This is a genomic window from Thalassoroseus pseudoceratinae, from assembly GCF_011634775.1.
In the GTDB taxonomy this organism is placed as follows: Bacteria; Planctomycetota; Planctomycetia; order Planctomycetales; family Planctomycetaceae; genus Thalassoroseus; species Thalassoroseus pseudoceratinae.
The window spans coordinates 25677-51780 of sequence record NZ_JAALXT010000012.1; the positions used below are offsets into that span (position 1 = coordinate 25677).

Below are 26104 nucleotides of genomic sequence, written 5' to 3' on the forward strand. Positions count from 1 at the left end.
ATCATGGTGCGTCACGACGCACCCTACTGGATTCAACAATGCAACTGGCATTTCAATGCTCGCGGTGCGAGACGCTTAACCGGACGAACATATCGGCAACGAATCGAACAGTGGCCTGCGAGAACTGTGATTGGTCTCGAACGTTCGCCGAGGAGGATGTGGAAACATCGCCAAGTGATTCCAACAGCGATGAACTCATGCCGAATCGCTGCTTGGTTTGCGGATGTGAAGATCTTTGGCGACAGAAAGACTTCCCTGCTCAGTTGGGGTTGTTGATGGTTGGGTTGGGAGCCATTCTCAGCACAATCGCCTGGAGTCAATACCGCCCACTGTGGGCAATCGGCATTCTGATGGTCTTCGCATTGATCGACTTAGTGTTGTACGCGGTGATGCCAGACGTGTTAGTTTGTTATCGTTGTGAAGCTCGGCATCGGCATGGAAATTTCGGCGAAGAACACCCGAAATTCGATCTCGAAGTCGCCGAGCGATACCGTCAGCAAGCCATCCGAATGGAAGAAGCGTCCCAGAAATCGAGTTGACCCGATAAAGCGGTGATGCGTATTGATCACTTGGTTGTGGAAGCTCGTGGAGTCCTTGCTTCACAGCGTCCTCCTGTTTTCACTCACATTCACAGCGTTCGTGCCGGTGATTGTGCTGGTCACGGTCGTCACCGATGCGTCAACGCTGGCGTTTCGATATGCGATTTACGGGAGCTGTGGCGGCGCAGCGATGATGGCGTTGTTTCTCCGCAGCCGACTGCGATCCAGTCGCACGCGTTGGTCTCCCCAACCGTCTCCTCCCGCATGTGAGGAATGCGGCGAACTCTTGGACACATCGGCGGAGTGCTGCCCGTTCTGTGGCGAACCCGCCGGTGACTGGGAAGATTGGGGGGCGTAAATCCGCATCCGGAGATCGAGCTGTGTCTAACCTACACCTGTCGCCGTTCTCTCCCTATACTTGATCCGTGGATGAACACCGAAGACGAATCGCCGAAGACCTCGCCGGTCTCCTTGAGGGAGAGGTGCGTTCGGATGCGCTGACAATTGCGATGTATTCCAGCGATGCCAGCCTGTACCAAGTGGCACCGTTGGTGATTGCGTATCCGGAGAATCGCGACGATGTGGTTGCCATCGTCAAATACGCCGCCGATGCGGGTTTGCCGATCATTCCGCGTGGGGCGGGTAGCAGTGTGACGGGTGGGCCGCTCGGTCCTGGCATTGTCATCGACTTTTCCCGTCGATTGAACCGGATCGAATCGTTCGACGACGAAACGGTGCACGTCCAAGCCGGTGTGACGTGGAGCGAATTGAACCGATTTCTTCGACCGCAGGGCCGGTACTTCGCTCCCGATCCGGCTAACTCCGCTGTGACCACGATTGGCGGAATGCTTGGTGTCGATGCAGCCGGTTCGCATTCCGTCCGCGTCGGTTCGACCCGTAATCACGTGCACAGCATGGAAGTCGTGTTGGCGAATGGATGCGTTATCGAAGCCGGTCCGGAATCGTTGGACATCCTGCAAACCATGCCGGACATGGGGTCGATTGTCGAGGCCGAGCGTACGCAATCGTTCCTTGCCAAACGAAACCTTGTGAGCCGATTGAGTCGATTGCTGGACGATCACGCCGAGTTAATCCGCGACCGCCAACCCCCCGGAGTCCGCAACACAGCGGGCTACTTCTTGCGGAGTGTACTCAAAGACCATGTCATCCACTTGCCGCGAATGCTGATCGGCTCGGAAGGCACGCTGGGCGTGTTTACGTCGGCCCGGTTATACACCACGCCCCTGCCCGCCCACCGGTCAGCCGCGTTGATTTTGTTCGGTCAACTTGAAGGTGCGCTCCGAAGTGTCCGGGCGTTGGAGAAGCATCAACTCAGCGCCTGTGATTTGTTGGATCGGCGATTGTTGTCGTTGGCGAGGGAAGCCGATCCGCGATTTCACGAGCTGATTTCTCCCGCCGCCGAGGTTGCATTGATCGTCGAGCAGACCGGCATGCACGCGAAAGACGTGCAGGACCGGATGCGAGCCATCTTGCAGACGGTTCGCGATGTCAACTTGCGATCCGTCGTGGCATTTGAAGCGGAAACCGATGCGGATGTCGAGTTTCTTTGGACGCTGCCATCGCGAGTGGTGCCATTGCTGACGAAACTCAAAGGTGCCACGCGACCGCTGCCGTTTGTCGAAGATATGGCCGTTCCGCCGGAAGCCGTCTCGGAGTTTTTGCTTTCGGCTCAACGAATCTTACAACGTCATCAAGTCACGGCTTCGCTGTATGCGCACGCCGCCGCCGGTCAATTGCACATGCGGCCGTTCTTGCAACCACCGCAACCCGGTGACGGCCCGCGTCTGGAAGGGTTGGCTCGCGATCTCTATCAATTGGTGTTCTCGCTCGGTGGTTCGATCAGCGGAGAGCACGGCGACGGTTTGTCCCGGACGGCGTTCATCCGGTCGCAATACGGAGCGTTGTACCGCGTGTTTCAGCAGATCAAAGATATCTTCGATCCGCACAACTTGCTGAACCCTGGGAAGATCATCAGCAACGATCAACACACGACGGCCAAGAACTTTCGTCCGGTGGCCGAATCGCAATTGAATGCGGAGCCGGAGTTAGTTCCGCTGCAACTTCAATGGTCGCCTCAAACATTCGCGGCTGCCGCCGATCGCTGCAACGGTTGCGGGGAATGCCGTACGCAATCGCCGGACCTGCGGATGTGCCCGTTCTTTCGTCAAGACCCCATCGAGGAAGCCAGCCCCCGTGCGAAAGCCAATTTGGTGCGAGGTGTGTTGGCGGAAACCATCCCCGCGGACATGCTGGTTTCCGAAGAGATGCAACGAGTGGCGAATTTGTGCTTCAACTGCAAGCAATGTCAGCTTGAGTGTCCATCGAATGTCAACATCCCCCAAATCATGATCGAAGCCAAAGCGGCGTATGTGGCTGCGAACGGTTTGCATCGAGCCGACTGGCTGCTCTCACGGGCTCACACCGTTGGGGCGTTGGGAAGCACACTTTCGTTGGCGGCGAATTGGTTGGTATCGAACGGAACCACACGTTGGGCGATCGAAAAGTTGACGGGGATCTCGCAACACCGGAAGTTGCCGCTATTCGCCAGACGGTCGTTCTTGCGGAGTCTGGGCAGTCGGTACAGTGAAAAACCGCAACCGAAACCGGGGCAACCCCAGCCGATTGTCTACTTTGTCGACGACTTCGCGAACTACTTCGATCCGGAGTTGGCCGCGTCGTTCGTAGCAATTCTGCGACACCACAATGTGCCAATCATCGTCCCCAAGACACAAACTTCCTCGGGCATGGCGTTGATTTCAGCGGGCGATATCGAAGCCGCCAAGGAAGTCGCGGCGGAAAACGTGCGAACGCTCGGCGGGTTGGCTCGTGAGGGATTCCAAATCGTCTGCACGGAACCGACATCGGCTCTCTGTTTGCGAGACGAATACCCGAAGGTTCTCGATCATCCGGATGTGCATGTCGTGGCCAATCAAACCATCGACGCCGGTTCGTACCTGCTCGGACTTCACAAGAACAACCAACTCCGCACGGACTTCACTGAATTGAATCAAACGATCGGCTATCACACCCCTTGCCATGTACGGGCTCTCACGGATCGAGCGCCGATGGCGGAATTGCTCGCTTTGATCCCCGGTCTGACGGTCGCTAAAATCAATCGAGGATGTTCGGGAATGGCTGGTGCGTGGGGAGTGTCCGCGAAGAACTTTCGCACATCACTCCGACTCGGATGGGGATTGATTTCCGAAATGCGATCCGGGCAATTCACGCTCGGAGCGACCGAATGCAGCACTTGTAAAATGCAGATGGAACAAGGAACCGACCAACCCACATTGCATCCACTGAAGTTGTTGGCCCTCTCGTACGGCTTGATGCCGGAGTTGGAAAAGAAACTGTCGCCCTCGAAGAATCGGTTAGTGTTGTCATGAATTTATCCGTTCGCGTGTTCGCCCGCGCTCGTGACATCGTCGGTGCCGACACGATTTCGGTCGAACTCCCGGATTCGAGTACCGTCACCGATCTCAAAACCGCCCTCGCCCAGCAACATCCTGGGTTGGAACCACTCGCGGCTAATCTGCATGTCGCCATCGGCAATGACTACGCTACCGACGATCACACGCTGACCGCCTCAGACGACATCGCCGTCTTCCCGCCGGTCAGTGGCGGCTGAACCGCTTTCGGGTTTCCGAGCCTTCACGAGACAGAATTTCGAACGACCATGATTGAACTCACTCACGATCCCATCGACATCACCGCAGTCACCGAAAGCGTGCGATCGACGCAATCGGGAGCGGTGTTGGTGTTTTTGGGAACGGTTCGCGAGATGACCGGCGATCGGCAGACCATCGCGTTGGATTACGACGCCTACCCGGAAATGGCCACCGCCAAAATGAACGAACTCGAACAAGAAGCCCGCGAGAAATGGCCGATCGACCAATTGGCGATCGTGCATCGTTTAGGGCACTTGGAATTGGGTGATGTCAGCGTGATTGTGGCCGTCAGTTGCCCGCATCGAGGTGATGCGTTTGCCGCCGGGAAGTGGTTGATCGATACACTGAAAGTCACCGTGCCCGTGTGGAAAAAAGAGAATTGGGCCGACGGCACCACGGAATGGGTTCATCCCGGTGCGTGAGTTGCCAGTTCCGTCTGCTTTCACTTCAACAATGTTTCGGCCGCGGATTTCACCGCCTCATCTGGGAAATCCGCGGCTAACGCTTGCAAAATCTCCGACCGCATCTGAGCATCAATCGGTGCCAACGCCGTCACTAGGCGTTTCATTCTCAAAATGTCGTCGTTGGTGAATCGCGGTGCATCTTCACTATACGACAACACACGACTCAGGCGGTAACGGACTTCCGCCGAATCGGTGGTTTCGTAAGTTTCCAACAATAGCGGTCGGGCCACCGCTCGCAACTGGATCAACTCTTGCATGGCTTGATGCCGGATCGCTGATTTGGAATGCCCCAACTGCACCAGCAATTCTCGAATATGAGCTTTCTGCGCCGGCAACGTGACTTCGGCCACACGGTCTCGCAGAAACCCCAGACATTGCTCCGGCGTTTCCCGAATCTGCCCCATCGCTTGCATCGCGGAACCGGAACCACCCGCCAGCGATTGCCAAAGTTCCGTCAGGTCCGCATCCGTGAGTACCGAACTTGCCAACCGAGATTCCAGAAACCGACCGGCATCCCAAACGATCAGTTTTCGATCGGTGCCGCCGGTGACCACACGATTGTTCCGCGAACCCACTGCGACCGCACTCACGGCGGTCCGCTGACCGGTGTGTGCCGCCGCTGAGAAAATCTTCTCGCCCGTCGCAACCTCCCACACGTGTAATCGCCGGTCGAGTCCGCCAGCCAAGAGAAAACGGTCGTCGGAGGAAAACTCCATCGAAACGAGCCGAGTGTTTCCCGCTATCAATTCATGAGCGATTCGCCCGGTTTCCACTTCCCAGATGAGAAGCCGACCGCCGTCGATCGCCGCCACCGTGCGACCGTCGGACGAGAACCGGGCCGTTCGTGGGCCTCGGGTGCATCCGGTGAGTTTTGCGGTTTCGGTTTGATTGGTGACGTTGAAAATCCGCAGCACCGGGTCACGTGTCGATGTCACGGTGAGAACTTGCGTTCCGTCGACGGAGATATCACGGACCAAATTCGGTGCCAAGAACCGTCGAATCTCCTCGCCGGTTTGCAATCGATACACCCGCAACTGCCCTGGTACGGCTAACGTGACCGTGCCATCGTCGTGCAGGCGTAACCGTTCGGCTCCTTCGGGAATCAGGTGTCGCAACTGTCCCGCGTCGGTGTCCCATATTTGCGTGAGACCGGTTTGCGTCGTGACATCGAAACTCGTTGTCACCAACGTCTTTCCATCCGATGTCACCGCCATGGCACGAATTGGTTCGTCGGGACCAGGCAACGTTGCCTGCAAGCGACCAGTCTGCGTATTCCACAGTTGAATCACACGCGGCTGGTTTGGATCAGATGGCTCGCCGTAGGTCGCTACGATCCCCGCCACTTCAGAAATCGCCAGCCCACGCACACTTTGCGGACGCGATTCCGACGGTTGATTCGCTCCGCCAATTTGCCGAAGCACTTCGCTCGGTTCCTCGGCGAACACCTTTGGTGAGGCGATCACGAACGCAAAGCCGATGAGCATTCGAGCCAATTGTCCCATGCGTCTTCTCCGTTCGCTTCGCACAACTTCCCACCGATCACGATGCAACCATCGTGCGGAAAGTTCCGCGAAAATCGAAGACTACGGAATCCGCACGAGAAACCGTTGCTCGCCGATTTGGAATTCCCCGCCGGTATCGAGTGGCATATCCGTGATGCGAATCCAGACGCCGTTGAGCGAGTTTCGATTCTCGATCAGCCAACGACCACGATCGTCACAGAAGACGCGGGCATGGACCGTGCTCACGAACGGGTCATCCATGATAGCCACCGAACACTTGTCAGGATTGGTCCCGAGGTAGTTGTCACCATCATTCAAGACGTATCGATCGCCGTCGCCGCGGGGCGTCATTTCCACGAGTGTGGCGGGAACGTCGGCCAATGCTGCATCGCGACCACTTTCCCAATTTCGTTTTTCCCGACTGGCCCCGCTGAAGTAGTAACGCTTGGCACCGATCAGTAATTCCTGTTTGTTCTTGAGAACGGCCTTCGACACTCGCACGAACGTCCCGTTTCGACTGCCAAGGTCACGCATGTGGAAGCGAAACCGTCCGTCTTCGTGTTTCTGCACGATCTCCAAATGCCGCCCGGAAATGCCGTTATCGTGCCCGATGACAATATCGCCTTCGATCCGTCCGATCTGAAACTTTGGTTTGCGGACGCGAAACCATTCGCCGTCGTCACGTGAACCGTCGTCGATTGCACATAACAACAACGTCGGCGGGCGATTGATCGGGCGAAACGCCAATGCGGAATCTTCGCCATCTTCCTTCGGTTTCTTGGTCGACCGTTCCGGTGCACGTCGCGTCGGTTGGTAGGTCTGTTCGTTTAACAACTCGGCACGACATTTCGGACACTGAGTGGCATCTTCGCTCAATGCAGCACTGCAATACGGACAACTAGCCATGGCCCAAGACTTTATGAAAACGGAGAACCTGTGCGATCATTACGGCAATTTGAGGTTGTGACCATTCTAACGCCACCACCGGACTTTTGCACAGTCAATTTGGTGGAACGTCAGATGTAGAGACGAATTCTCGTGCCGGATTCGGCTGGGATCGGTGGCGGTTTGACGACTTCGGGTTTGGTGGCTACGATCGGGCCGTTCCAACGGTGAGAACCACCGCCCGCCAATTTCGTTCAGCGTGAATTCGAGTAAGCCGCATGTCAGATTCTAGTCCGCAACGTGCTTTAGTAAGTGTCAGTGACAAAACCGATCTGACACCGTTCGTTCAGCGTTTGGTCGACATGGGATTTGAAATCGTTTCGACCGGCGGAACACGACGACACCTCGAAGACGCCGGCATCACCGTAACCGACGTCGCCAGCGTCACCGGTTTCCCCGAGATTATGGGCGGCCGCGTGAAAACGTTGCATCCCAAAGTTCACGGCGCGATTCTGGGTCGCCCTGACCAAACCGAAGATGCCGCAGCGATTCAGGAACACGGAATTGCTCCGTTCACGCTGGTTGTTTGCAACTTGTATCCGTTTCAGCAAACCATTGCCAAAGCGGGCGTTACGATTCCCGATGCGATTGAGCAAATCGACATCGGTGGCCCGAGCATGATCCGTTCGGCAGCTAAGAATCACGCATATATCGGCGTTGTGACACGATCCGATCAGTATGAAACTGTGGCCGACGCGTTGGCCGCGGGACCGCTTTCGGAATCCCTGCGAAGACAACTCGCCGCCGCCGCATTTGAAATGACCGCCCAATACGACCGGGCCATTGCCGATTACATGGCGACGATCTGCAGCGAATCCGAAGACGAATCGACCAACGGTTTGCCGGAGACGTTGAACCTCACGTTCCGCAAACGCCTCGGGCTGCGTTATGGCGAGAACCCGCATCAGTCGGCCGCTTGGTATGTGGAGCCACATCCGCCAGAGGGGACTTTGGCATCGGCTCGCCAATTGAACGGCAAAGAACTTTCCTACAACAATCTGCTCGACTTGGACGCCGCCTGGGCAATCGCACGGGAGTTCGACGATCCCGCCGCCGCTGTGCTCAAACACAACAACCCCTGTGGCTGCGCTATCGCCGAGAACGTCGGCAAGGCCATCGTCGCCGCTTGGGATGGCGACCCGATCAGTGCGTTCGGTTCGATTCTCGGATTCAACCGCTCCGTGGATGCAGCCGTCGCGGAATTCCTGTGTGAGGGCGGTCGGTTTGTCGAAGCCATCATCGCACCGGCTTACGACGCCGACGCCTTGGAAATCCTCACGACCCGTCCAAAGTGGAAAAACAACGTTCGGCTGATGCAGGTTGATCTCGACTCATCGGACTCCAGCGAACCAACCCGCGAATACCGCCGCGTCACCGGCGGGCTGTTGGTGCAAGACCGCGATGAACTACCCGATCCCGAAGCCGATTGGCAAACCGTCACCGATCGGGCACCGTCGGACGAAGAGAAACGCGACCTGCATTTCGCCTGGAAAGTCGCCAAGCATGTGAAATCCAACGCGATCGTTTTCGCCAAAGACGGTGCAATCACCGGTGTCGGAGCCGGGCAAATGAGCCGGTTGGATTCCTCCTACATTGCGGCTTACAAATCCGGTGAAAAGGCGAAGGGCTGCGTGCTTGCCTCCGATGCCTTCTTCCCATTCCGTGACGGTGTCGACCAAGCCGCCGAAGCCGGTGTGACCGCGGTTATCCAACCCGGCGGGTCCCGCAACGACGCGGACACCATCGCCGCCTGCAACGAACACGGCATGGCGATGATCTTCACCGGTCGCCGCCATTTCCGTCATTGATCGTGATGACTGAACCGCCCGGAAATCTCCCGTCCATCCTCCACCGATTGAACGTTGTCGGCCAATCGGTGGTTGTCGCGGTTTCCGGCGGAGCCGACAGCGTCGCGATGTTGCGGGCATTGCTTGCAGTACAAAGTGAGTGCTCACTCCAATTGCGAGTCGCCCATTTCAACCACGGACTTCGCGGAGCGGAATCCGACGAAGACGCCCGTTGGGTCGCTGATTTGTGTGAGCGTCTCGGTGTCGTGTGCGATCTCGGTGTGGCTGATCACGAGACGCTTCCGCAGTCAACAGGCAGTCGCGAGGGAGACGCCCGTCGCTTGCGTTATCAGTTCCTCGAACGAGTTGCGACCACGAATGATTGCCAATCGATTGCCGTCGCGCACACGGCGGATGACCAAGCCGAAACGGTTCTACATCGTATTCTTCGTGGAACGGGATTGACCGGGCTGATCGGCATTCCGCAAGTTCGCCGACTCGATTCAGGAGTCAACTTGGTGCGTCCGTTACTCGGATTGCGTCGGCAATCCCTGCGACAATGGCTGCGGGAAATCGGCCAGGACTTCCGCGAGGACTCAACAAATACCGACCGCGATTTCACTCGCAACCGCATCCGTCACGATCTTCTGCCGCTGCTCGAAGAGCAATTCAACCCGCAAGTCAAGTCGGCTCTGTGTCGTTTGGCCGAGCAAGCCGAACAGACACAAATCGTGGAGGATTTCGCCGCGAACGAACTCCTGCAAACCGCGACGATTGATCGCACGGGAACGTCCTGGGTCCTGGATTGCGAACCACTGACCGACTGCCCCGTTGCGATGGTCCGAACGTGTTTACGACTCGTTTGGACCGAAATGGGGTGGCCGCAACAAAAGATGAGTTTTCAACACTACACCCGCTTGCAGGAGGCGATCTGCGATCCCATGAGGCGTGGTGAAATCAGTCTACCATACCCGGTGCAGGCAAGACTCACGCGGAGAAAACGCCAACAAAGCTTGGAATTGCGAGTCGAATCCAACGATTGACAGGCCTGCGTCAATCGTCATCGCGTTGGGGAAGTGTGAAGACCGTCCGCGAGCGAACTGGAAGTCCGCCACGCTCACCGACGGCTTCGATGGTCAACGCACCATCACGGGGCATGGTTTTTTGCCCCACGTGTTGGATTCGAAGTATCACCGTCGTTTGATCATCTGTCACGATAACCGGCTCGGCTTGAAATTCCCCGGCGGAATCGTTGGCAAGTGCGATTTGCACAGGACCGGTGAGTTTGGGTGTGCGACGAATTTGGATGGGAACTTCGAGAAGGTCCTCGCGGTCATCGAGACGCCTCCAATGAACTTGTTCCTCATCGACGGCGATCTTCAGCAACGCACCCTCCACGTTCATTGTGATCCGCCGAACCATCCGATTGACCAATGACCGCACATTGCCTTGGGGATCGGGAACCTGTACCACCGTGTTGAGGACGATCCGCGATGTACGGTCGATCTGCACCCACTCGGGGATGAACAATGGGAAATCAATCGCGCTCACGCCCGCGGGAACCGTGAGATCACCACCGATGATTCCTTGCCGGACACGGTCGGGACGGGCCGCCATTTGGAGTTCGATTTCGCCGGTGTAGTCTTCCAACCGCTCCAAGACGACCGGAGCCGGATACGTGGCCCCGCGATAGACCGTCCGACCGCCATCCGGATATTTCGGCTTCACCACAGCCCGTGGTTTCATCACCGGTGCAACCAACACCTTGGCCGTTCGCTCCACACGCGTTCCGTCCTCGCGATTGCCGATCGCCCGAACGGTGGCGAGTTTTGCGAACGAAGTTGCGTTGGCATCGCACCAAATCGGAATACTGACGGCCGATTCTTTTGCCGGGATCGTCGTCGATTCCGCCGTCTGAACACCGTCAGGAAGGTCGCTGACCGTCAAAGTGACATTACCGGAAAACCCGCCGAGTCGTTCAATGGAAACGACCATGAGGCCGGCTTTTTCCCGCGCTTTCGGATTGGTTCGCTTCGGAGTGGCCACGGGGTCAGCACCAAGAACCGTTTCGGCCCGAATCGGCACATGGAGTGTTAAGTCGTGTTCGACGGTCGTTATCGACAATCGGTAAACGCATCGCTCCCGCTGAGTCGACGTGCCGGACAGATCCCACACGCGAACTCGATACTCGTCTTCCGATTTCGGTTGAAACACTAACCCCGCATCGGTTCGGCTTGGAAGATCATCATTCGTCGCGACCACGTTGCCGGTAGCGTCCACAATTTCCAACGACAAATCACAGGGCGAGCCAAACCGTTCGGCTTCGGCCAGAATCGACAGCGGTTGCTCCGGGGCGGCTTGGAATCGGTATTCATCCACCTCATAGGGTTCAAGAATTTGCCCGGTGATCGCACTGGGAATCGGTCGTCGTTGACTGGTCGAAGATTTGGTCTCCGTGTGTTCGGGAGAATCACTGAGTTCAAAACGAACTGGCTGTGTCAGACCGACTTCAGTTTTGATTGGCGGATGCCAAAACTCGGATTCCGATGTTTCGGGAAACCGAACGGTTCGTTCGATGGATTCCATTTTGTCGGCACCGGTCTGAAGACCCGTTCCGTAGAACCGTACGGTTTGCGTTTGCCCGCGTGTTCCCGCGACTGGAACCGTTGCCGTTACGTGCGGACCGTGTCGGAGATGCAGTCGGTAGACCATCGAACGGTCGCCCCGATAATCCGCATCATGCAACTGAACGCGGTAGGTCTGTTCTGCCGTGACGGGAATCGTGAGGGAAACTTCCCGATGCGTGGTCGCCGTGACATCCGCGATACGATTGCCGTCGCGATCTTGAATTTCTACGACCGGATAAATCGGCGACCCAACCGGACACGCAGGCAGAACCACGCTGATCAAACCGGTTTCCGGGGCGGTCCATTCGTAGCAGTCGATTTCCTCTTTCTTCTGCAAACAGCCAGAGATGACGATCGGCAGTTCCGAAATTTTGCGACATCTCGGCCGCGAATTGGAAACGAAATTACACTCTGATTCTAACCGTTCCGGCAAACCGTTTCCGACGACGAACTGTCCGACTTCACTTGCTCCGTTCGCGTTCGCCGCTTGCCAGTGAATCACGCTCGGTGGGTAGTTGGCGGGAATTGTGAGACGGGCGGGAACCTCGCGAGGAACCAGGAATGGTTTGTTCGAGTTGACCGCCTTGGGTCCGAACCAGTGTGGTGGACCGGGATGAAGTTGCTCGCTGGGCGGGCCGAGAACTTCGAGTTGAATCCGCTCATCCAACACGAAAAACTGCGTATCCGGCGTGAAATCGTAGCCGCCAAGTTTGACCTCAACTGTTGTTCCCGGAGCCGCTCCCGGCGGAAAGACGTAACCAACTTCCGGACGTTGCTGAGCGGTCGCGGTCGGTCCGTTACCAAACGTCAACATCAACAGAATCGTCAGTGCAACGGGAATTCCACGCATCAGACCAACCCCGGAATCATGGTTCCGCCATCAAGAATCGGCATCGGTCGGCCGAGCGGTGTCAGGTACGACTTGTGGGTGTCGATTCCCATGAGCGTATAAATCGTGCGGTGCACATCGTCGATGGAAACGGGCACGGATGTCGGTGCGGAAGCGTGTTCGTCGGTCGATCCGATAACTTGCCCGCTGCGAATGCCACCACCGGCAATCAAAATGCTTTGAGCTTTGCTCCAATGGTCACGCCCCGCTCCATTGTTGACACGCGGCGTGCGGCCCATCTCGCCCATCATAATGACCAGCGTGCTATCAAGCAGACCGCGATCTTCCAAGTCCGTCACCAAGGCGGCGAACGCTTGATCGGCTTGAGGGATGAGGTTGTCTTTGAGCGTCGGAAAACAGTCGGCGTGTGTGTCCCAACCGGGATTATCAACGCCGATGAATCGGCATCCCGCTTCGACTAATCGTCGCGAGAGCAGTGCACACTGCCCGATGGTGGAATAACCGTATTGGCGACGGGTCGACTCCGGTTCGCTTTGGATATCGAAGGCTTTTTGGGCGGCCGGTGACATGATGAGTTCGTGGGCTTTCTGGTAGTACGTCGACATTTCCTCGGCTTTTCCACGTGTCTCACCGGTGATGCTTTCGACACCCTTGAGCAATCGTTGACGCCGAGCCATTCGCGATTCCGTGACACCGGGAGCCAGTCGCAAATCCTTCACTTCAAAGTCAGGTTGGACGGGATCGCTGTCGATGACGAACGGTGCATACTCCGGTCCATAAAAACCGGGACCACCGGCGTCCATCGGTGCGGGCAAATTGATGTACGACGGCACCGTTCCGCCCAAACCAAGTTCGCGAGCCACCTTCGAACCAATAGACGGGAACAGCGTGTTCGCCGGAATGCGGCTGTTCTGACCGTCGCGGAACCGTGGCTTCTGGCCGGTCATGACGTAGTAGTAACCGGTGACATGACCGTTGTCGTTATGAGTGTGACTGCGAACAACAGTAAACTTGTCCGCCACTTTCGCACAGTGACCACAGTATTCGCCGAAGAATGTCCCGGGGACATTCGTTGGGATGGTCTCGAACGGGCCGCGAATTTCCGCCGGTGCTTCCGGCTTCGTGTCCCACATATCAATCGTGCTCGGTCCGCCCTCCAAGAACAGCAGAATGACCGATTTTGCTTTCGGAGCGATCGTGGCGGCGGTCGCTTCTTGCTGAAGCAGCGTTGGCAAACTCAATCCGCCGATCGCCCCTAAACTCCCGACCTGAATGGCCTGACGACGCGTCAGCCGTTCACAGTTTCGATGTGTTCGCAAGCGGCGTCCGATGGGAATTCGTAGCATGAAAACAATCCTTTTTTCCGGTTGCAATCACAAACCGAGTTGATGGTCGATCATGTCATCATTTTGGTGTGCCACACATTCCTGATTCTCGATTCGAACATGGCACTAATGATTGAACAAGAATTCTTTGGTATTCAGCAGTGTCCACAACACATCTTCAACGGCAGTTCGGCGATCGGTATTTTGATCCGAGAACGCGGACCGCATGAGTTGGAGTTCATCCGGCGTTGGCTCACGGTTGAGGGTGGTCAGATAGAGTTCTGAAATGATTTCATCCGGCGTGTGTTCGGAGTTGGCGAGTCGCCGAGCGCGACCGCGTCGATGTCCGACTTTGCCACCGATCTCAGGCGAGTTCATCACATGCAGGGCTTGCGTAATTGTGGGGTCGTCGACGCGTTCGCAGGCACACACGGTGGTGCGTTGCGGGCGTCCGAAGATGCGGAAGAAATAATTCGGCATGCGGTTGTCCCAGACTTCGATCGCACGAGCCCCGACCGGCCAACCGTTGAATTTCTCCGGGACATCGGTGGCTTGGCAGACTGCATCTAACAAAACCTCCGCCGGAAGCGGGCGGTACGTCGCATGCGAGAAGTTTTGTTGATCGTTGGCGTTGGTTTCGGTCGTGTGATGACTCAGTTGATACACGCGCGACGTTAAAATCGTTTTGGTGAACTTCTTCAAATCGTAGTCGTGCTTAACAAGTGATTCCGCCAACGCAGTCAGCAGGGGTTCGTTGGTTGCGGGGTTGGTGGCGCGAATGTCGTCGAGTGGTTCAACCAGACCGCGACCGAAATAATGGGCCCAGATCCGATTCGCGATCGACTTCGCAAAAAACGGATTCTCTGGTTCGGTCATCCAATTGGCCAAGGCGAGTCGGCGATCGGGCGGCAACACATCCGATTCCGACACTGCTTGCCCTAATCCAGCCGGTAGCACGGTTTCGCCGGTGCGGGGATGTTTCAGGGCTTGCCCTGGTCCGCTAATCAGCGATTTGCTGCCATCCGGTAGTGACTTGGTTTTCACACCCGTGAAGAATCCCGCGAACGCGGTGAAGTCGGCTTGGGACCAGCGTTCAAAGGGGTGATGATGACACTCCGCACACTCGATCCGCACACCGAGAAATAATTGACTCGTAGCGCTAGCGAGTTGATTGGGTTTGTTCAATGTGGTGTAAAACGGCGTCGGGCCGATTGCTTGCAGATGGCCACGTGCGGTCAAAATGTCGCGGACCATCTCGTCATACGGTCGATTGTCGCGGAACTGATTTCGCAACCAACGATGAATCCCCACCGACCCTGTCGCACCCAGAGCGTTGGCATCGACTTTCAACAAATCACACCATCGAAGCGCCCAATACGTCGCATACTCGGGACGGCTGAGCAACTCGTCGACCAGTCGGCTGCGTTTGTCGGGAGCGGGGTCGTTCAGGAAGCGACGCGATTCCTCGGCGGTGGGGAGTGTGCCGATGACGTCCAACGATGCTCGCCTTAGAAATTCCGCATCGGTGCAAAGTTCGCTGGGTTCGATGCCCATCGCGGTGAGTTTGTTCCAAACCAAACCGTCGATAAAGTTGTTTTCGGGCGGACGCGGAAACGACACATTCGGACGCGGAATCCGCACGCGACACACACCGACATGCCCCATGTACCGCACAAGAATGGCGGCCTCGCCGGGCACATCGAAGCCTTCGATGAAACCGCGTTCGTCGACCTCGGCAATCGTTGGGGCGTTGGTTTCAAAGGCCGATTCCGCGGTGACGTCTCGCGTTTGCCCGTTTGCTTCGTAGGCAATCACGCGGAGTTGCTGCTCGGTGCCTGTGTTATCATCGTTGGCGTTTCTCAGGGACAGAACTTGCTCCGACGGCTCGATCTCAATCCGCACGATTTTGGAGGCCATGCCGTCATCGAGTCGGGCCCCTTCTTCGATCCACCGCCGGACCCGTCGGTAGCCAAACGAATCCGCAGGCATGGCCGGTCCGCCGCCGTGGGGGGTCTGTCCGGAACCTTTCCGCAGCAGCAAACTTCTCTCCGGAGCCGCCAGCAACACCCGCCGTCCGCGAGATTCCTTCACCAATGCGGCGTAGTCGGCGTCGGCATCGAAGCCGAAGATGCTCAAGCGGAACCCGTTTTGCCCCTCGGCTTTCCCATGACACCCCCCGGAATTACAACCGGACTTCGTCAACGCTGGGATCACTTCGTTCCGAAACGAAACAGCCCTGGGTTCGTCGATTCCCGTCACGCTCACCGACTTCGTGAGGACGTGCGAACCCACACGGATGGTCAGCTTTGTCGTTCCTTCCGCACGCGGTTCGATGCGTCCGTGTTGATCGACGGTCGCAACTGCGGGATCGTCGATTTGGTATTTGGCCGCGTTTGTTCGGTCAATGTGGCGACTGTTCGTGAGCGTCTCTGTCACCAAGACTTGCAGCGACGTTTCCGGGCCGTGCAGTTCAATTTCGGACGGCGAAACCTGGAACGGACCGGCACTGAGTTGCTCGGGAAGCGTCATTCCCGTCAGCGAAGCGATCAGAATGAAACCTGAGATCCACCGTCTCACCGTCATTGGCTCATGTCCTCCACTGATACTTGTTTGCAACCCGAAAAAGGTTTCAGAGTGCAAACGATCAGTTTAGGTCACGCATCGCGACGGATCAATGGTTTTACATATTTTCTTGTATGGCTACTGAAACTGAACCAAGCCGAAGGCGTGCGGTTTGGGGGTTTCACCTGCGGGTAATGTCCAACTTTGCAGACCGACACCAGGAATGATGCGATCAATGCCAACCGACCACGTTTGCCCCGGTTGCGGAGGCTTCGGAAGCAGTTCGGTTAGTGGAATCGCACATTCGATTCGCCAATGTTTCTCGTCGGCTTCAGCGGCGACGTGCCACTTCGGATTGAATCCCTGATCGTCCCAGCACGCATCTCGGGTCCAACCACGCTGATCGACTTCCATAGTGTACCATGTTGCGTAGTCGCGATCGGTGTCGATCATCAATCGGATGCGGTCGTGACCGGACAGGTCGGCATCGTGTTCGCGACCGGCAAGTTGCACAGAGTCGTACTCCAACTCGGTGACTTTCGGGATGCTGGCAGCGATGTAGAGGAACTCCGTATCGTAGGCCAACATCGCAAATGCCGCCCCGCCGTGTGGAATTTGTGCGTTCGGATTGGTCGTGTCTCGCAATGTGAGAATCGACGCGGCTTGCCAACAATCGTCGGAGAGCAACGCATCGAGCAATGGTCGCTGCCGGACTTTCTGCACCGGAACCAACTCTTTCGGCGGTTGACCACCCGGAGCATTGAGCCAAATTTCCGTCGCGGCGGACGCTTGCCAATCGGAGCCTTCGGGCAACGCGGCGAAGCGTCCGTAAATCGGATCGGACACCGCCAACGATCCGCGTGCTCGCATCATCGCCGCAAGTTGAAATTGCACCTCCGGTTCGGCATACAACGCGGGAGCCAGTTGCCGCATCAATGCCGCCATGCGAATGGCTTGGTCGTGCCAATTCTTAACCGCACCGTTTCGCCAACTATCCGACTTTCCAGCACGGAGAGTGCCGGCTTGTGTCATCAGCTTGACCGGATCCGGACCGCGATCGACAGTGTAACCGATTTGATCAATCGGCGTCTGTTCGGATGCAATCAAAGCCTGCTCGATGCGGCTGCGGACATCGTACACATTCGTATTGATCGAGGTCGTACTCACTTGCGTCTCCCGAGCCCGTTGCCAAGCCGGTTCGCTTCCGCTCCAGAGTTGAAAGAGCCACCGCATCGCGTCGATGGCCGCCGGTTGATGCGGAAATCGTTCGACGAGTTCCAACGACGTCGCCTCGACCAAGTCCCACCGCGATTGTTGACGGTATTGATCGGCCAACCGCGTCAATTGCAAGGCGGCTTCCTGATCGGTCATGCCCCTTGTGATTTCCGAAAGTTGAGCAATCACCTGGGCAGCGTGTCGGGGGTCGTCCAACATGCGGGCGGCGTAGGCTTGGAAGTTGCGTTGTTTCTTGAACAGTTCTTCGCGACGCATATCTTCACTGGGATCGACCAACTTCAACGACCGCCGCGACGCCGACCCGGGAGCGATGTCCAACCCGGCAAAGAAATCGCCACCGTGGGGTTCCTGGTTGCTGAGTCCATCATTGAGTAGCAACCGATACGGCTCCCGTTGCTCAGCGTGATGTTGAATTGGCATCAATCGAGCCTGTGCCGCCACCGCCGCGGTATGAGCCGACGTTCCCAATTGCGGCAAGTACGCATGCGGATCGAGTTCCACATCACCGACGCTGCCACTGGGTTGCCGAAAGAACAATCGCCGGACTTGATGCTGCGATACACCCGCCAAATCTTGTTGGGACGGATAACGTGTCGGGTCGGCTGCCTGCGTGATCGCTTGTTGAATGGCATCGAACAACAACCGTCCCACTGCGTCATCCTCACCAGACATATCCACGATGACGACATCCGGTTGCCAAGTTCGCAAACTCAACACCAACGAACCGAGAAACACATCGGGAAACTTTCCTTCCGCTCGATTGTTCCAATCCGCGATGAGTCGCGTCATTTGGGCTTCCAGTTCCGGAACGGCAAGCGGAAAACGCCAACCGGTTTCTACCGTGTTTGCTCCGACGGCCGTGACGGCATCGGTTGTGCGGAGATCAAAATCGATCCGTGATTCTCCATCGGTCCCCACATCATCTCTGGCCGGAAGATGGACAACGCTTCGATACCCCTGCTCCGCCGCGAGCGTTGTCAGCAACGGAAAGGAAATCCGCTCCGGTCGCGGCACCAACGTGAGCACCGCTGCCCGGCGATTGGCCCCACGAACCGGCACCCAATTTTTGCCGCCATCCCCGGTTGCGAGCATCATGCCCAGATCACCGATCGCCCAGCCGAAGTTGTCGTCAACAAATTCCAGATCGTGAATCGGCACGGTTTGCCCGGTCGGTTGTTTTTGCCAACTCGCACCGCCGTCCGGAGAATGCCACACCACGCCCCCCGGTCGCCCGGCAATCCAGACCTTCGCACCGCGAACAGCGACGGCATGGAAATCGAGACAGTCCCGCACTTCACGCGGCAACGACTTCGTCGGCGGTCCCCAAGAAACCCCACCATTGTCGGTTGTCCGAACCAATCCACCGTCGCCGACCAACCAGCCGGTGTTCTCGGGCGTGAGTCGAACTTGACGCACCGTCCGCAGGCCCAGGTTCCCGACCTGAGTGGCAAGAAGTCGGTCCCCGCCCACCAACGAAACTTGCCCACGCATCCCGGCGACAATGCCGATCTCGGGTTGCAAGAATTCCGCCGCCCGCCAACCAGGACGCGATTCCCCCGACATCGGTTGCCAAGATTCTCCACCGTCCTGTGTGGTCAGGATTCCGGTCGGGCATTTGCTGGTCGCTTCGCCAACCGCGATGCCGTCTTGCAAGCTGAAGAACCGCACGTATTGAAAGTTCGGCCAACCGTCCCGTTCGTGAACCTGCCAAGACGCTCCACCGTCGTTCGTCGCGAGAATCACACCGAAACTCTGCCGAGTGTGCGGACGAAATCCGCCACCGGCGATCCACCCGACACGGTCGGTCAGGAAACACACGCTTCGAAAATTCGCCCGCACCGGAGCCGACACCAATGACCAGAACCGTCCACCGTCGGATGTCTGCCAAATCGTGCTCTGATCGCCGACGCACCAGCCGATCTTCGAGCCCACAAATTGCACGTCCCGCAGTGCGGCGTCGTCTTGCAACGGACTCGCCCCGCGACTGGCACCAAACACCGGCGGAGCCGCCTGCGTTTCCAGTGTGAGGAAATATCCCACCAAGACGAGCGTGAGCAAGGAAATCATTCGGGACATCGGTGCGACTCCATTCGCATCCTGAGGCATTGAATCATCGAGATGTTACGTGGTTCGGGAAATCTGGGAAAGAGGAATCCGCTGCGGTCGCGGCAAGCCAAGAATCGAACGAGTGCGATTTCGCCGATGCCATCCGATTTCTTTTCACATTGGATGTCCGATCAGATTCTTCTTTACGAACGCGAGTGCAAACGAGATTCATCTGATGAGGCTTCGATGAATGTCTACCACCACACGCCCGATCCAGCTACAATCACGACGCTCACAAAATTGCAATTTAGGGAAACACAATGCTTTTGCGAACGTTAATGGTTGTTGCTGTTGCGGTGGGATGTTTCGCTCAACTCGGTTGTGCCAAGCCGGATTCTCGGCAAACGGCAGACAACGCCGATCCCGCGAGCCGCACCACGCCCTCGCGATTAGGTCCTGACGGCCCCGATGCCCAAAAAGAGTTCACCAAGACCCCCACCGGGCTGAAATACCGCGTGCTCCGCAAAGGCGATGGACGCACACCAACCGCACAAGACACCGTCCTCGCCGACTACAAAGGGTGGCTCGACGATGGCACCGTCTTCGACAGTTCCTACCGACGCGCCGAACCAATTGCGTTCCCGTTGAGCGGAGTCGTCAAAGGTTGGACGGAAGGTCTGCAACACGTTCGTGAAGGCGGCAAGATCGAATTGGAAATCCCCTCCGAACTTGGTTACGGAGCCGATCCTCCTCCGGGAATCCCACCAAACGCCACGCTGCACTTCATCGTCGAACTCCGTGAAGTGAAGTAACAGCACGACATCTCGCGGCCGCCGATCGGTGCCACCGCCCTCCACCGAAACCGATGGCAATGGATCGAGGAAGAGACAATGTCCGACGTTTCACAGTGGATTCAAGCGTTATCAAGTGACGATGTCACCACGCGCCGCTCGGCTGCCAAGCAACTCGCCCAAAATGGGCCGGATGCCCAAGCCGCCGCCGTACCGCTGGTGCGATGTGCAGGGGATGACGACGAACAAGTACGGGAATGGGCCGTTGGTGCTCTCGAAGAACTCGGCCCGCCCCCGGCAGACGAAATCTCATCTCTCGAACAACTCGCAACGGACGCCAACTCCGATATCGCATGGTGGTCGGTCACACTGCTCGGACGCCTCAAAAACACCGCCGCCCCCGCCGTGCCGACTCTGGTGCAGGTTTTGAAAACTTCTGACGCCACCAACGTCCAAGAACGCACCGTCTGGGCTCTCGATCAAATCAGCATCGTCACCGAAGACGTGCTCGCCGCCCTCGAAGTCGCGGCAAAATCGCCATCACCACGCCTCTCTAGACTAGCTATCCGCACACAACAACGGCTGAACCCCTAAAACAGCCAACCGCAACTCCGCAACCCCCGTCTGCCACCCCAAATCCCCGTCAAGCCACCGCCAGTCTCCCCCACCCATCAAACCGCGCATGAAAAAACCCCGGTAAAACCAGGGTTTGACGCTAATTGCCACTCGATAACCTCGAATGACCAAAAGCCGCTGGGGAGATTCGAACTCCCGACCTACGCATTACGAATGCGTGACCGCGACGACGTAAACCCTATTGAAGTCATTGGTTTACGTTTCGCGAACAAGCCTGGTGACTGTTCAGGCTACATACAAACGCCAAATTCCAAAGTTCTGGCGGCTGAACTCTCTCACATCGCGGCCCGCTGGCCGCATCTGTCGGACAGCATTCGTCAGGCGATTATGACGCTCGTTGGCTGTGATGCGCCAGACACGACGATCCGCGAATAACCTCCTTTATCGCTTCTGCCCAACAATTCGCTGGTGTCTGTTCCAAGCATGCGTTGCGGGATTCGATTTGGCGGCCCGCATCTCGCCGCACAACCCATGGAAGCCATCGACCTGCACATCGGTCAGGGGTTCAAGTCAAACACGTCCAGGGGCCAATTCTCGCAACACAACGCACTGCTCCATCTGGACGGCCGCAACCGACTTCAGGAATTCCCGATACAACTCGTCGATTTCCGCCTCGGTTGCATCGGCGGGTAACTCGGCAGCGAACAGACCGCGGGAAACGAAGTGCCAGTCGGCAACATGAACGATGGTTTTCTCGCCCTCCCCATGGACTATCACTATGGCGACCATGTATCGGGGGTGACTACGGGTCAAAAGTATTGATTGAATGCCTATTGATGTTCTGATACGTTCAAACTCAATCTTCTTCGGCGATCGCCATTGCCATATTAATTCGTGTGGCCAATTAGATTTCGGAATACTCAACCCAATCGATCCCCCTTCATCCAAACGTATGGAGCCTCGCCATGCTGCTGTTCTCGTTGCGCCAGTGGATTAATTCGCATTTTCGGCAATCGTCCCACAACAGGCAGCGACGTCGTCAGACCCGGCTTCACCGTTTACGGCCATGGATAGCGTCGGAACGCCTTGAGGACCGAACCCTCCTCTCGATCGACCCGGTGGGTGGGGAATTTCTGGTCAACACATTCACTAGTCAAGCCCAAGACGCTCCTGACGTGGCAATGGATGGACAGGGCAACTACGTCGTTGTGTGGCAGGACTGGCATCAAACGGGTTCCGGCCTTGATGTGTATGCCCAGCGCTTCGCTGCAGATGGCACACCGCTAGGCTCAGAGTTCCAAGTCAACAACTACACCATTGGAAATCAATGGCGGCCGTCTGTCGCGATGGCCCCCAATGGTAATTTCGTCGTGTTATGGGATGACGGACGTAGCGACGTTTACCAAGAAAACGGCCGAGACGGCAGCGGGAGCGCGGTTTATGGCCAACTCTTTGCCGCCGATGGCAGTCGGATCAGCAACGAATTTCGAGTGAATCAAACGACTGCGGACGATCAATTCGATGGGCAGGTCGGCATGGACGACGGGGGCAACTTCGTCGTGACCTGGACCAGCTACAGCGGCAGTACCGCGTACGATGTTTATGCCCGGCGATATGATGCGGCCGCCACACCTCTGAGCGGAGAGTTCCGAGTCAACACGGCCACGTCTGGGCATCAATCCGCCGCCGCCATCGACATGGAATCCGATGGTGATTTTGTGGTCACCTACGGCAGCCCCGATGCGGATGACTTTGGAATTCGAGCACAGCGATTCAGTGCATCCGGCAGCAAGATCGGCAGTGAGATTCAGGTCAATGGCTTCGCAACGGGTCAACAACATTCGCCGGACGTGGCCATCGACGAAAACGGCAACTTTGTCGTCGTTTGGCGAGACGGAGGAAACTTTGGCCAGAGCAACGGCCGTGACGGAAGTGGCTGGGGTGTCTACGCACAACGATTTAATTCATTCGGTTCGAAGGTTGGCGGTGAGTTTCGCGTCAATACCACGACCTACGGCAATCAATGGGAACCGGTTGTCGAGATGGACAACGTGGGCAACTTCACGGTCGCTTGGCAAAGTGGGACGGGCGATTACGAGATCTTCTTCCAGTATTACGATTCATCCGGGTTGGCGATCGACGGAGAACGACAAGTCAACGAAACAACGCAGTACACGCAGAACGATCCGGCGATCGCGATCGACCCGGTGGGCAACACGGTTTTTGCTTGGGAGTCCTACACCAGTCAAGGCTATCTCGATGTGATGGCTCGACAATACGCCCCGGCGAATCCGGCACAAGAATTAACTTTGACCATTGCGGCAGCAGTTATTTCGGAAGCCGATGGGGCCGGGGCAACGACCGCGACGCTTGTACGCGGTGGAAGTACCACCGACCCGTTGACTGTCAACCTCAGCAGTGACGACGCCAGCGAATTGGCCGTTCCTGCGACGGTCGTATTCGCCGCTGGCCAATCGCAGATCACATTCCCCCTGGACGCCGTTGACGACACCCTGCTGGACGGTATCTTTCAAGTGACCGTCACGGCATCCGCAGACGGCTATGTAGACACGAGTGACACGATCTACGTCGTGGACTTCGAAACCCTGAGTTTGAGCATCGTCCCAAGTACGGTCACTGAGGGTGGACCGGCCGTCACTGCCACAGTGACCCGCAATAACACGGATATAGACGACCCAATCACGGTCCAATTGGATGAACTGGACAATCCACTGGATATCAATGTGCCGTCCACGGTCACGATTCCGGCCGGCCAATCATCGACGACGTTCTCAATCACGGCGTTCGATGATCTCGTCGTTGAGCCACAAGAATCGGCCCGCGTGTTCGCCGATGCCTCCGGCTACGCCGGGTTCATCGCTCCGATCGACATCGTAGACAACGATGCAGCGCCATTTCTGGCGGGGAACATTCTCGTCAGCGCGGACGAGTCCAGCCGCGCGCCGCGACTCACGCAGTACACAACAACGGGAAGCAGATTACAGGAATTCACCGTCCCGTCACCGGGCGACACTAGTCCTCGCGATGTCATCGTGGACCGGAACGGCAACGCCCAGATCTATAACGGCACGTTCGATCCACGATTAAGCACTCTTGACCCAGCGACCGCCGTTTTCAGTCATCAAGCTTTTGACGGCTGGAGCACGGTTAACAACGTGAGCTACGGCGGGATCGCGGCGTACGGAGACTTCGTCTTCGCAAGCGATACGAGCACGGGGAATCCCGGTGGAAGTCCACGTGGCATCGTCCGCTTTGACAGTGCAACCGGAACCGCAAACCGCTTCGCGGAATTCAGCAACTTCTACGATTTAACGATTGGACTGGACGGTTATCTTTATGGCTTCGGCGACAACAACGCCGTTTACGTGTTGAATCCGGTTTCAATGGAACAAGTCCGGCAAGTCGTGTTGCCTTCAGCTTCCGGCGGTCACCGCGCGGTGACCGCAAACGCGGATGGTGAAATCTTCACGGCCGCCTGGGATGGGAAACTCTACCACTTTGCCCCCGATGGCACTCCAATCATGTCGCTCACGCTGGGCGGCAACCTGACGGATATCGACATCCGCACTGACGGAGCCATCGTTGTCGGCTCGTGGGATGGCGACGTCTTCTTGACCGACGACAGCCTGCAGTCATTCACAAGCTTCGATGCGAACCCACGGAATACAAGTTTTTCGAGCTTTTTCGTGGCCTTCACCGATCCATTGCCTTACGACAATCACGCTCCCTCTGCCGATAACCAATCGTTTACCGTGACGGAAAACAGCACAAATATTGGCAGCGTGCCGGCCAGCGACCCAGACGGCGATAATTTGACGTACGCGATCACCGCAGGAAATGAAGATGGGGTTTTTGAAATCAGCACGGACGGTGCGATCACCGTCGCAGATGGAATGTCGCTCGACTTCGAGACGAATCCTCAATACGTACTCACCGTGACCGTGACCGACGACGGCACGCCGAACCTCTCGGACACGGCCACCGTCATTATTCAAGCGACGAACACAAACGATAACACGCCAGTAGCGAACGACGACCAGTATTCCGTGGCTGAAGACAATTCGCTTTCCATACCCGCCGCAGGCGTGCTTGCAAACGACAGCGATGCAGATGGCGATGCGTTGAGTGCGATTCTGGTCGGTGGACCGTCGCATGGTTCGCTCACGCTCGACACGGACGGGTCGTTCGTCTACACGCCGAATGCGGACTTCAATGGGACAGACAGCTTCACTTATCGCGCCAGTGACGGCACGCTACAGTCTGCCCCCGCTAATGTCACGATCACCGTGATACCTGTTGACGACGGTCCAATCGCGAATCCCGACAGTGCCGAGACCGACGAAGATACACCAATTGTTATCGACATCCTGGCCAACGATTTCGAGCCCGACGGCGAACCGCTGATCATCGAACGGATCACATCGGTTGTCGGCGGAACGGTCATCGTCAATCCCGACAACACCGTCACGTTCTCGCCAGCAGCGAACTTCAACGGCAACGCGACGTTCAGTTACAATATTGAAGACCCGGGTGGTTCGCAGTCTCGCACCAGCGTCACGATTACGGTCTTACCAGTGAATGACGCGCCCGTTGCCGCTGACGATGCGGTCGTGACGAACGAAGACCAATCGTTGGTGATCCAAATCGGCGATCTGACGTCAAATGATTTCGACATCGACGGGGATTCGCTGACGGTCGATCCTCAGAACGGTCCCTCGCATGGCATTCTTGTTCCAGCAGTGACGACAAATGGATTCATTTATTCGCCGTTAAATGATTTCTTCGGTACGGATTCCTTCACCTATTTGCTGAGCGATGGAAATGGTGGAAGCGACTTGGCCACCGTAACCATCACCGTTAACCCGGTGAATGATGCCCCGGTTGCAAACGATGATGCTTACAGCGTTGCTGAGGACGGCACGCTGACAGTCACGGCTAATGGTATTATCGCAAATGACGTTGATGTCGATGGCGATACGCTCGTCGCATCACTTGTCTCCGATGTAACCAATGGCTCGCTCACGCTGAACGCGAATGGTTCGTTTGACTACACGCCAAACGCAGACTTTGACGGTACGGATAGCTTTACCTACCTCGTCAACGACGGAACGTTGAACTCAAGTCCTGCCACCGTGACCATTCAA

Annotated in this window: 20 protein-coding genes; 13 read left to right on the forward strand and 7 right to left on the reverse strand. The window is 57.0% G+C overall.

Annotated features, from left to right (window positions below):
* Positions 1–110 precede the first annotated feature (110 nt).
* The 5 genes from G6R38_RS27295 to G6R38_RS27315 all read left to right on the forward strand — a co-directional run bounded on the left by G6R38_RS27295 (position 111) and on the right by G6R38_RS27315 (position 4650).
* Positions 111–539 (forward strand): hypothetical protein, encoded by a 429-nt coding sequence (locus G6R38_RS27295; protein WP_166831965.1) that lies wholly within the window; start codon positions 111–113, stop codon positions 537–539.
* A gap of 46 nt (positions 540–585) precedes the next feature.
* Positions 586–897, forward strand: a complete 312-nt coding sequence (locus G6R38_RS27300; RefSeq protein ID WP_166831967.1) for a hypothetical protein — start codon at positions 586–588, stop codon at positions 895–897.
* Positions 898–1021: 124 nt separating this feature from the next.
* The gene (locus G6R38_RS27305) at positions 1022–3946 is read left to right on the forward strand and encodes an FAD-binding and (Fe-S)-binding domain-containing protein (protein ID WP_240928411.1); all 2925 of its coding nucleotides are present in this window, start codon (positions 1022–1024) and stop codon (positions 3944–3946) included.
* Complete coding sequence (locus G6R38_RS27310; protein WP_166831971.1) at positions 3943–4188, forward strand: MoaD/ThiS family protein; 246 nt, start codon at positions 3943–3945, stop codon at positions 4186–4188. Before G6R38_RS27305 ends, G6R38_RS27310 begins: the two co-directional genes overlap by 4 nt.
* A 48-nt stretch (positions 4189–4236) precedes the next feature.
* Entirely contained in the window at positions 4237–4650 is a 414-nt protein-coding gene (locus tag G6R38_RS27315) for a molybdenum cofactor biosynthesis protein MoaE (RefSeq protein WP_166831973.1), read from the forward strand.
* A 20-nt stretch (positions 4651–4670) separates the two neighbouring features.
* On the opposite strand, the gene G6R38_RS27320 is transcribed toward G6R38_RS27315, so the two are convergent.
* Together G6R38_RS27320 and G6R38_RS27325 are read right to left on the reverse strand one after the other, a co-directional pair.
* A complete protein-coding gene (locus tag G6R38_RS27320) occupies positions 4671–6194 on the reverse strand; it encodes a WD40 repeat domain-containing protein (protein ID WP_166831975.1) in 1524 nt (507 codons plus the stop codon).
* A gap of 81 nt (positions 6195–6275) precedes the next feature.
* A complete protein-coding gene (locus tag G6R38_RS27325; RefSeq protein WP_166831977.1) occupies positions 6276–7100 on the reverse strand; it encodes an FHA domain-containing protein in 825 nt (274 codons plus the stop codon).
* Between the two features lie 257 nt (positions 7101–7357).
* Between G6R38_RS27325 and purH the strand changes: the two genes are divergently transcribed.
* Both purH and tilS read left to right on the forward strand, forming a co-directional pair.
* Positions 7358–8947, forward strand: a complete 1590-nt coding sequence (gene purH / locus G6R38_RS27330) for a bifunctional phosphoribosylaminoimidazolecarboxamide formyltransferase/IMP cyclohydrolase (RefSeq protein ID WP_166831979.1) — start codon at positions 7358–7360, stop codon at positions 8945–8947.
* A gap of 5 nt (positions 8948–8952) precedes the next feature.
* On the forward strand, positions 8953–9969 hold the full coding sequence (gene tilS / locus G6R38_RS27335; protein ID WP_166831981.1) for a tRNA lysidine(34) synthetase TilS: 1017 nt from the start codon (positions 8953–8955) through the stop codon (positions 9967–9969).
* A gap of 10 nt (positions 9970–9979) precedes the next feature.
* On the opposite strand, the gene G6R38_RS27340 is transcribed toward tilS, so the two are convergent.
* From G6R38_RS27340 to G6R38_RS28560, 3 genes are all read right to left on the reverse strand, one after another.
* On the reverse strand, positions 9980–12403 hold the full coding sequence (locus tag G6R38_RS27340; protein ID WP_166831983.1) for a hypothetical protein: 2424 nt from the start codon (positions 12401–12403) through the stop codon (positions 9980–9982).
* Positions 12403–13749 (reverse strand): DUF1501 domain-containing protein, encoded by a 1347-nt coding sequence (locus tag G6R38_RS27345; RefSeq protein WP_166831985.1) that lies wholly within the window; start codon positions 13747–13749, stop codon positions 12403–12405. The genes G6R38_RS27340 and G6R38_RS27345 overlap by 1 nt, the downstream gene beginning before the upstream one ends.
* A gap of 105 nt (positions 13750–13854) precedes the next feature.
* A complete protein-coding gene (locus G6R38_RS28560) occupies positions 13855–15393 on the reverse strand; it encodes a DUF1549 and DUF1553 domain-containing protein (RefSeq protein ID WP_390881486.1) in 1539 nt (512 codons plus the stop codon).
* 131 nt (positions 15394–15524) lie between these two features.
* Between G6R38_RS28560 and G6R38_RS28565 the strand changes: the two genes are divergently transcribed.
* Together G6R38_RS28565 and G6R38_RS28570 are read left to right on the forward strand one after the other, a co-directional pair.
* Positions 15525–16004 (forward strand): DUF3459 domain-containing protein, encoded by a 480-nt coding sequence (locus G6R38_RS28565; protein WP_390881484.1) that lies wholly within the window; start codon positions 15525–15527, stop codon positions 16002–16004.
* A gap of 4 nt (positions 16005–16008) precedes the next feature.
* Positions 16009–16290 (forward strand): hypothetical protein, encoded by a 282-nt coding sequence (locus G6R38_RS28570; RefSeq protein ID WP_390881485.1) that lies wholly within the window; start codon positions 16009–16011, stop codon positions 16288–16290.
* Between the two features lie 138 nt (positions 16291–16428).
* On the opposite strand, the gene G6R38_RS27355 is transcribed toward G6R38_RS28570, so the two are convergent.
* The gene (locus G6R38_RS27355) at positions 16429–19602 is read right to left on the reverse strand and encodes a YCF48-related protein (RefSeq protein ID WP_166831991.1); all 3174 of its coding nucleotides are present in this window, start codon (positions 19600–19602) and stop codon (positions 16429–16431) included.
* Between the two features lie 290 nt (positions 19603–19892).
* On the opposite strand from G6R38_RS27355, the gene G6R38_RS27360 reads away from it, so the two are divergent.
* The 3 genes from G6R38_RS27360 to G6R38_RS27370 all read left to right on the forward strand — a co-directional run bounded on the left by G6R38_RS27360 (position 19893) and on the right by G6R38_RS27370 (position 21374).
* Positions 19893–20384 carry an FKBP-type peptidyl-prolyl cis-trans isomerase gene (locus G6R38_RS27360; RefSeq protein WP_166831993.1) on the forward strand — a complete coding sequence of 164 codons (492 nt, stop codon included), beginning with the start codon at positions 19893–19895 and terminating at the stop codon, positions 20382–20384.
* A 78-nt stretch (positions 20385–20462) separates the two neighbouring features.
* Positions 20463–20957: a HEAT repeat domain-containing protein gene (locus tag G6R38_RS27365; RefSeq protein ID WP_166831995.1), complete on the forward strand. Its 495-nt coding sequence runs from the start codon at positions 20463–20465 to the stop codon at positions 20955–20957.
* 195 nt (positions 20958–21152) lie between these two features.
* Positions 21153–21374: a hypothetical protein gene (locus G6R38_RS27370; RefSeq protein WP_166831997.1), complete on the forward strand. Its 222-nt coding sequence runs from the start codon at positions 21153–21155 to the stop codon at positions 21372–21374.
* 135 nt (positions 21375–21509) lie between these two features.
* Here the strand turns inward: G6R38_RS27370 and G6R38_RS27375 are convergent, their stop codons facing one another.
* Positions 21510–21716: a hypothetical protein gene (locus G6R38_RS27375; protein ID WP_166831999.1), complete on the reverse strand. Its 207-nt coding sequence runs from the start codon at positions 21714–21716 to the stop codon at positions 21510–21512.
* A gap of 341 nt (positions 21717–22057) precedes the next feature.
* Here G6R38_RS27375 and G6R38_RS27380 point away from each other — a divergent pair.
* A partial coding sequence (locus G6R38_RS27380) for an Ig-like domain-containing protein (RefSeq protein ID WP_166832001.1) occupies positions 22058–26104 on the forward strand: 4047 nt, incomplete at its 3' end.

Bases quoted from the DNA above. Each gene is read 5' to 3' on its own strand.
- G6R38_RS27310 (WP_166831971.1), top strand. From the start codon at position 3,943: ATGAATTTATCCGTTCGCGTGTTCGCCCGCGCTCGTGACATCGTCGGT.
- G6R38_RS27315 (WP_166831973.1), top strand. From the start codon at position 4,237: ATGATTGAACTCACTCACGATCCCATCGACATCACCGCAGTCACCGAA.
- G6R38_RS27320 (WP_166831975.1), bottom strand. From the start codon at position 6,194: ATGGGACAATTGGCTCGAATGCTCATCGGCTTTGCGTTCGTGATCGCC.
- G6R38_RS27325 (WP_166831977.1), bottom strand. From the start codon at position 7,100: ATGGCTAGTTGTCCGTATTGCAGTGCTGCATTGAGCGAAGATGCCACT.
- purH (WP_166831979.1), top strand. From the start codon at position 7,358: ATGTCAGATTCTAGTCCGCAACGTGCTTTAGTAAGTGTCAGTGACAAA.
- tilS (WP_166831981.1), top strand. From the start codon at position 8,953: ATGACTGAACCGCCCGGAAATCTCCCGTCCATCCTCCACCGATTGAAC.
- G6R38_RS27340 (WP_166831983.1), bottom strand. From the start codon at position 12,403: ATGCGTGGAATTCCCGTTGCACTGACGATTCTGTTGATGTTGACGTTT.
- G6R38_RS27345 (WP_166831985.1), bottom strand. From the start codon at position 13,749: ATGCTACGAATTCCCATCGGACGCCGCTTGCGAACACATCGAAACTGT.
- G6R38_RS28560 (WP_390881486.1), bottom strand. From the start codon at position 15,393: ATGGGGCATGTCGGTGTGTGTCGCGTGCGGATTCCGCGTCCGAATGTG.
- G6R38_RS27355 (WP_166831991.1), bottom strand. From the start codon at position 19,602: ATGTCCCGAATGATTTCCTTGCTCACGCTCGTCTTGGTGGGATATTTC.
- G6R38_RS27360 (WP_166831993.1), top strand. From the start codon at position 19,893: ATGCTTTTGCGAACGTTAATGGTTGTTGCTGTTGCGGTGGGATGTTTC.
- G6R38_RS27365 (WP_166831995.1), top strand. From the start codon at position 20,463: ATGTCCGACGTTTCACAGTGGATTCAAGCGTTATCAAGTGACGATGTC.
- G6R38_RS27370 (WP_166831997.1), top strand. From the start codon at position 21,153: ATGCGTGACCGCGACGACGTAAACCCTATTGAAGTCATTGGTTTACGT.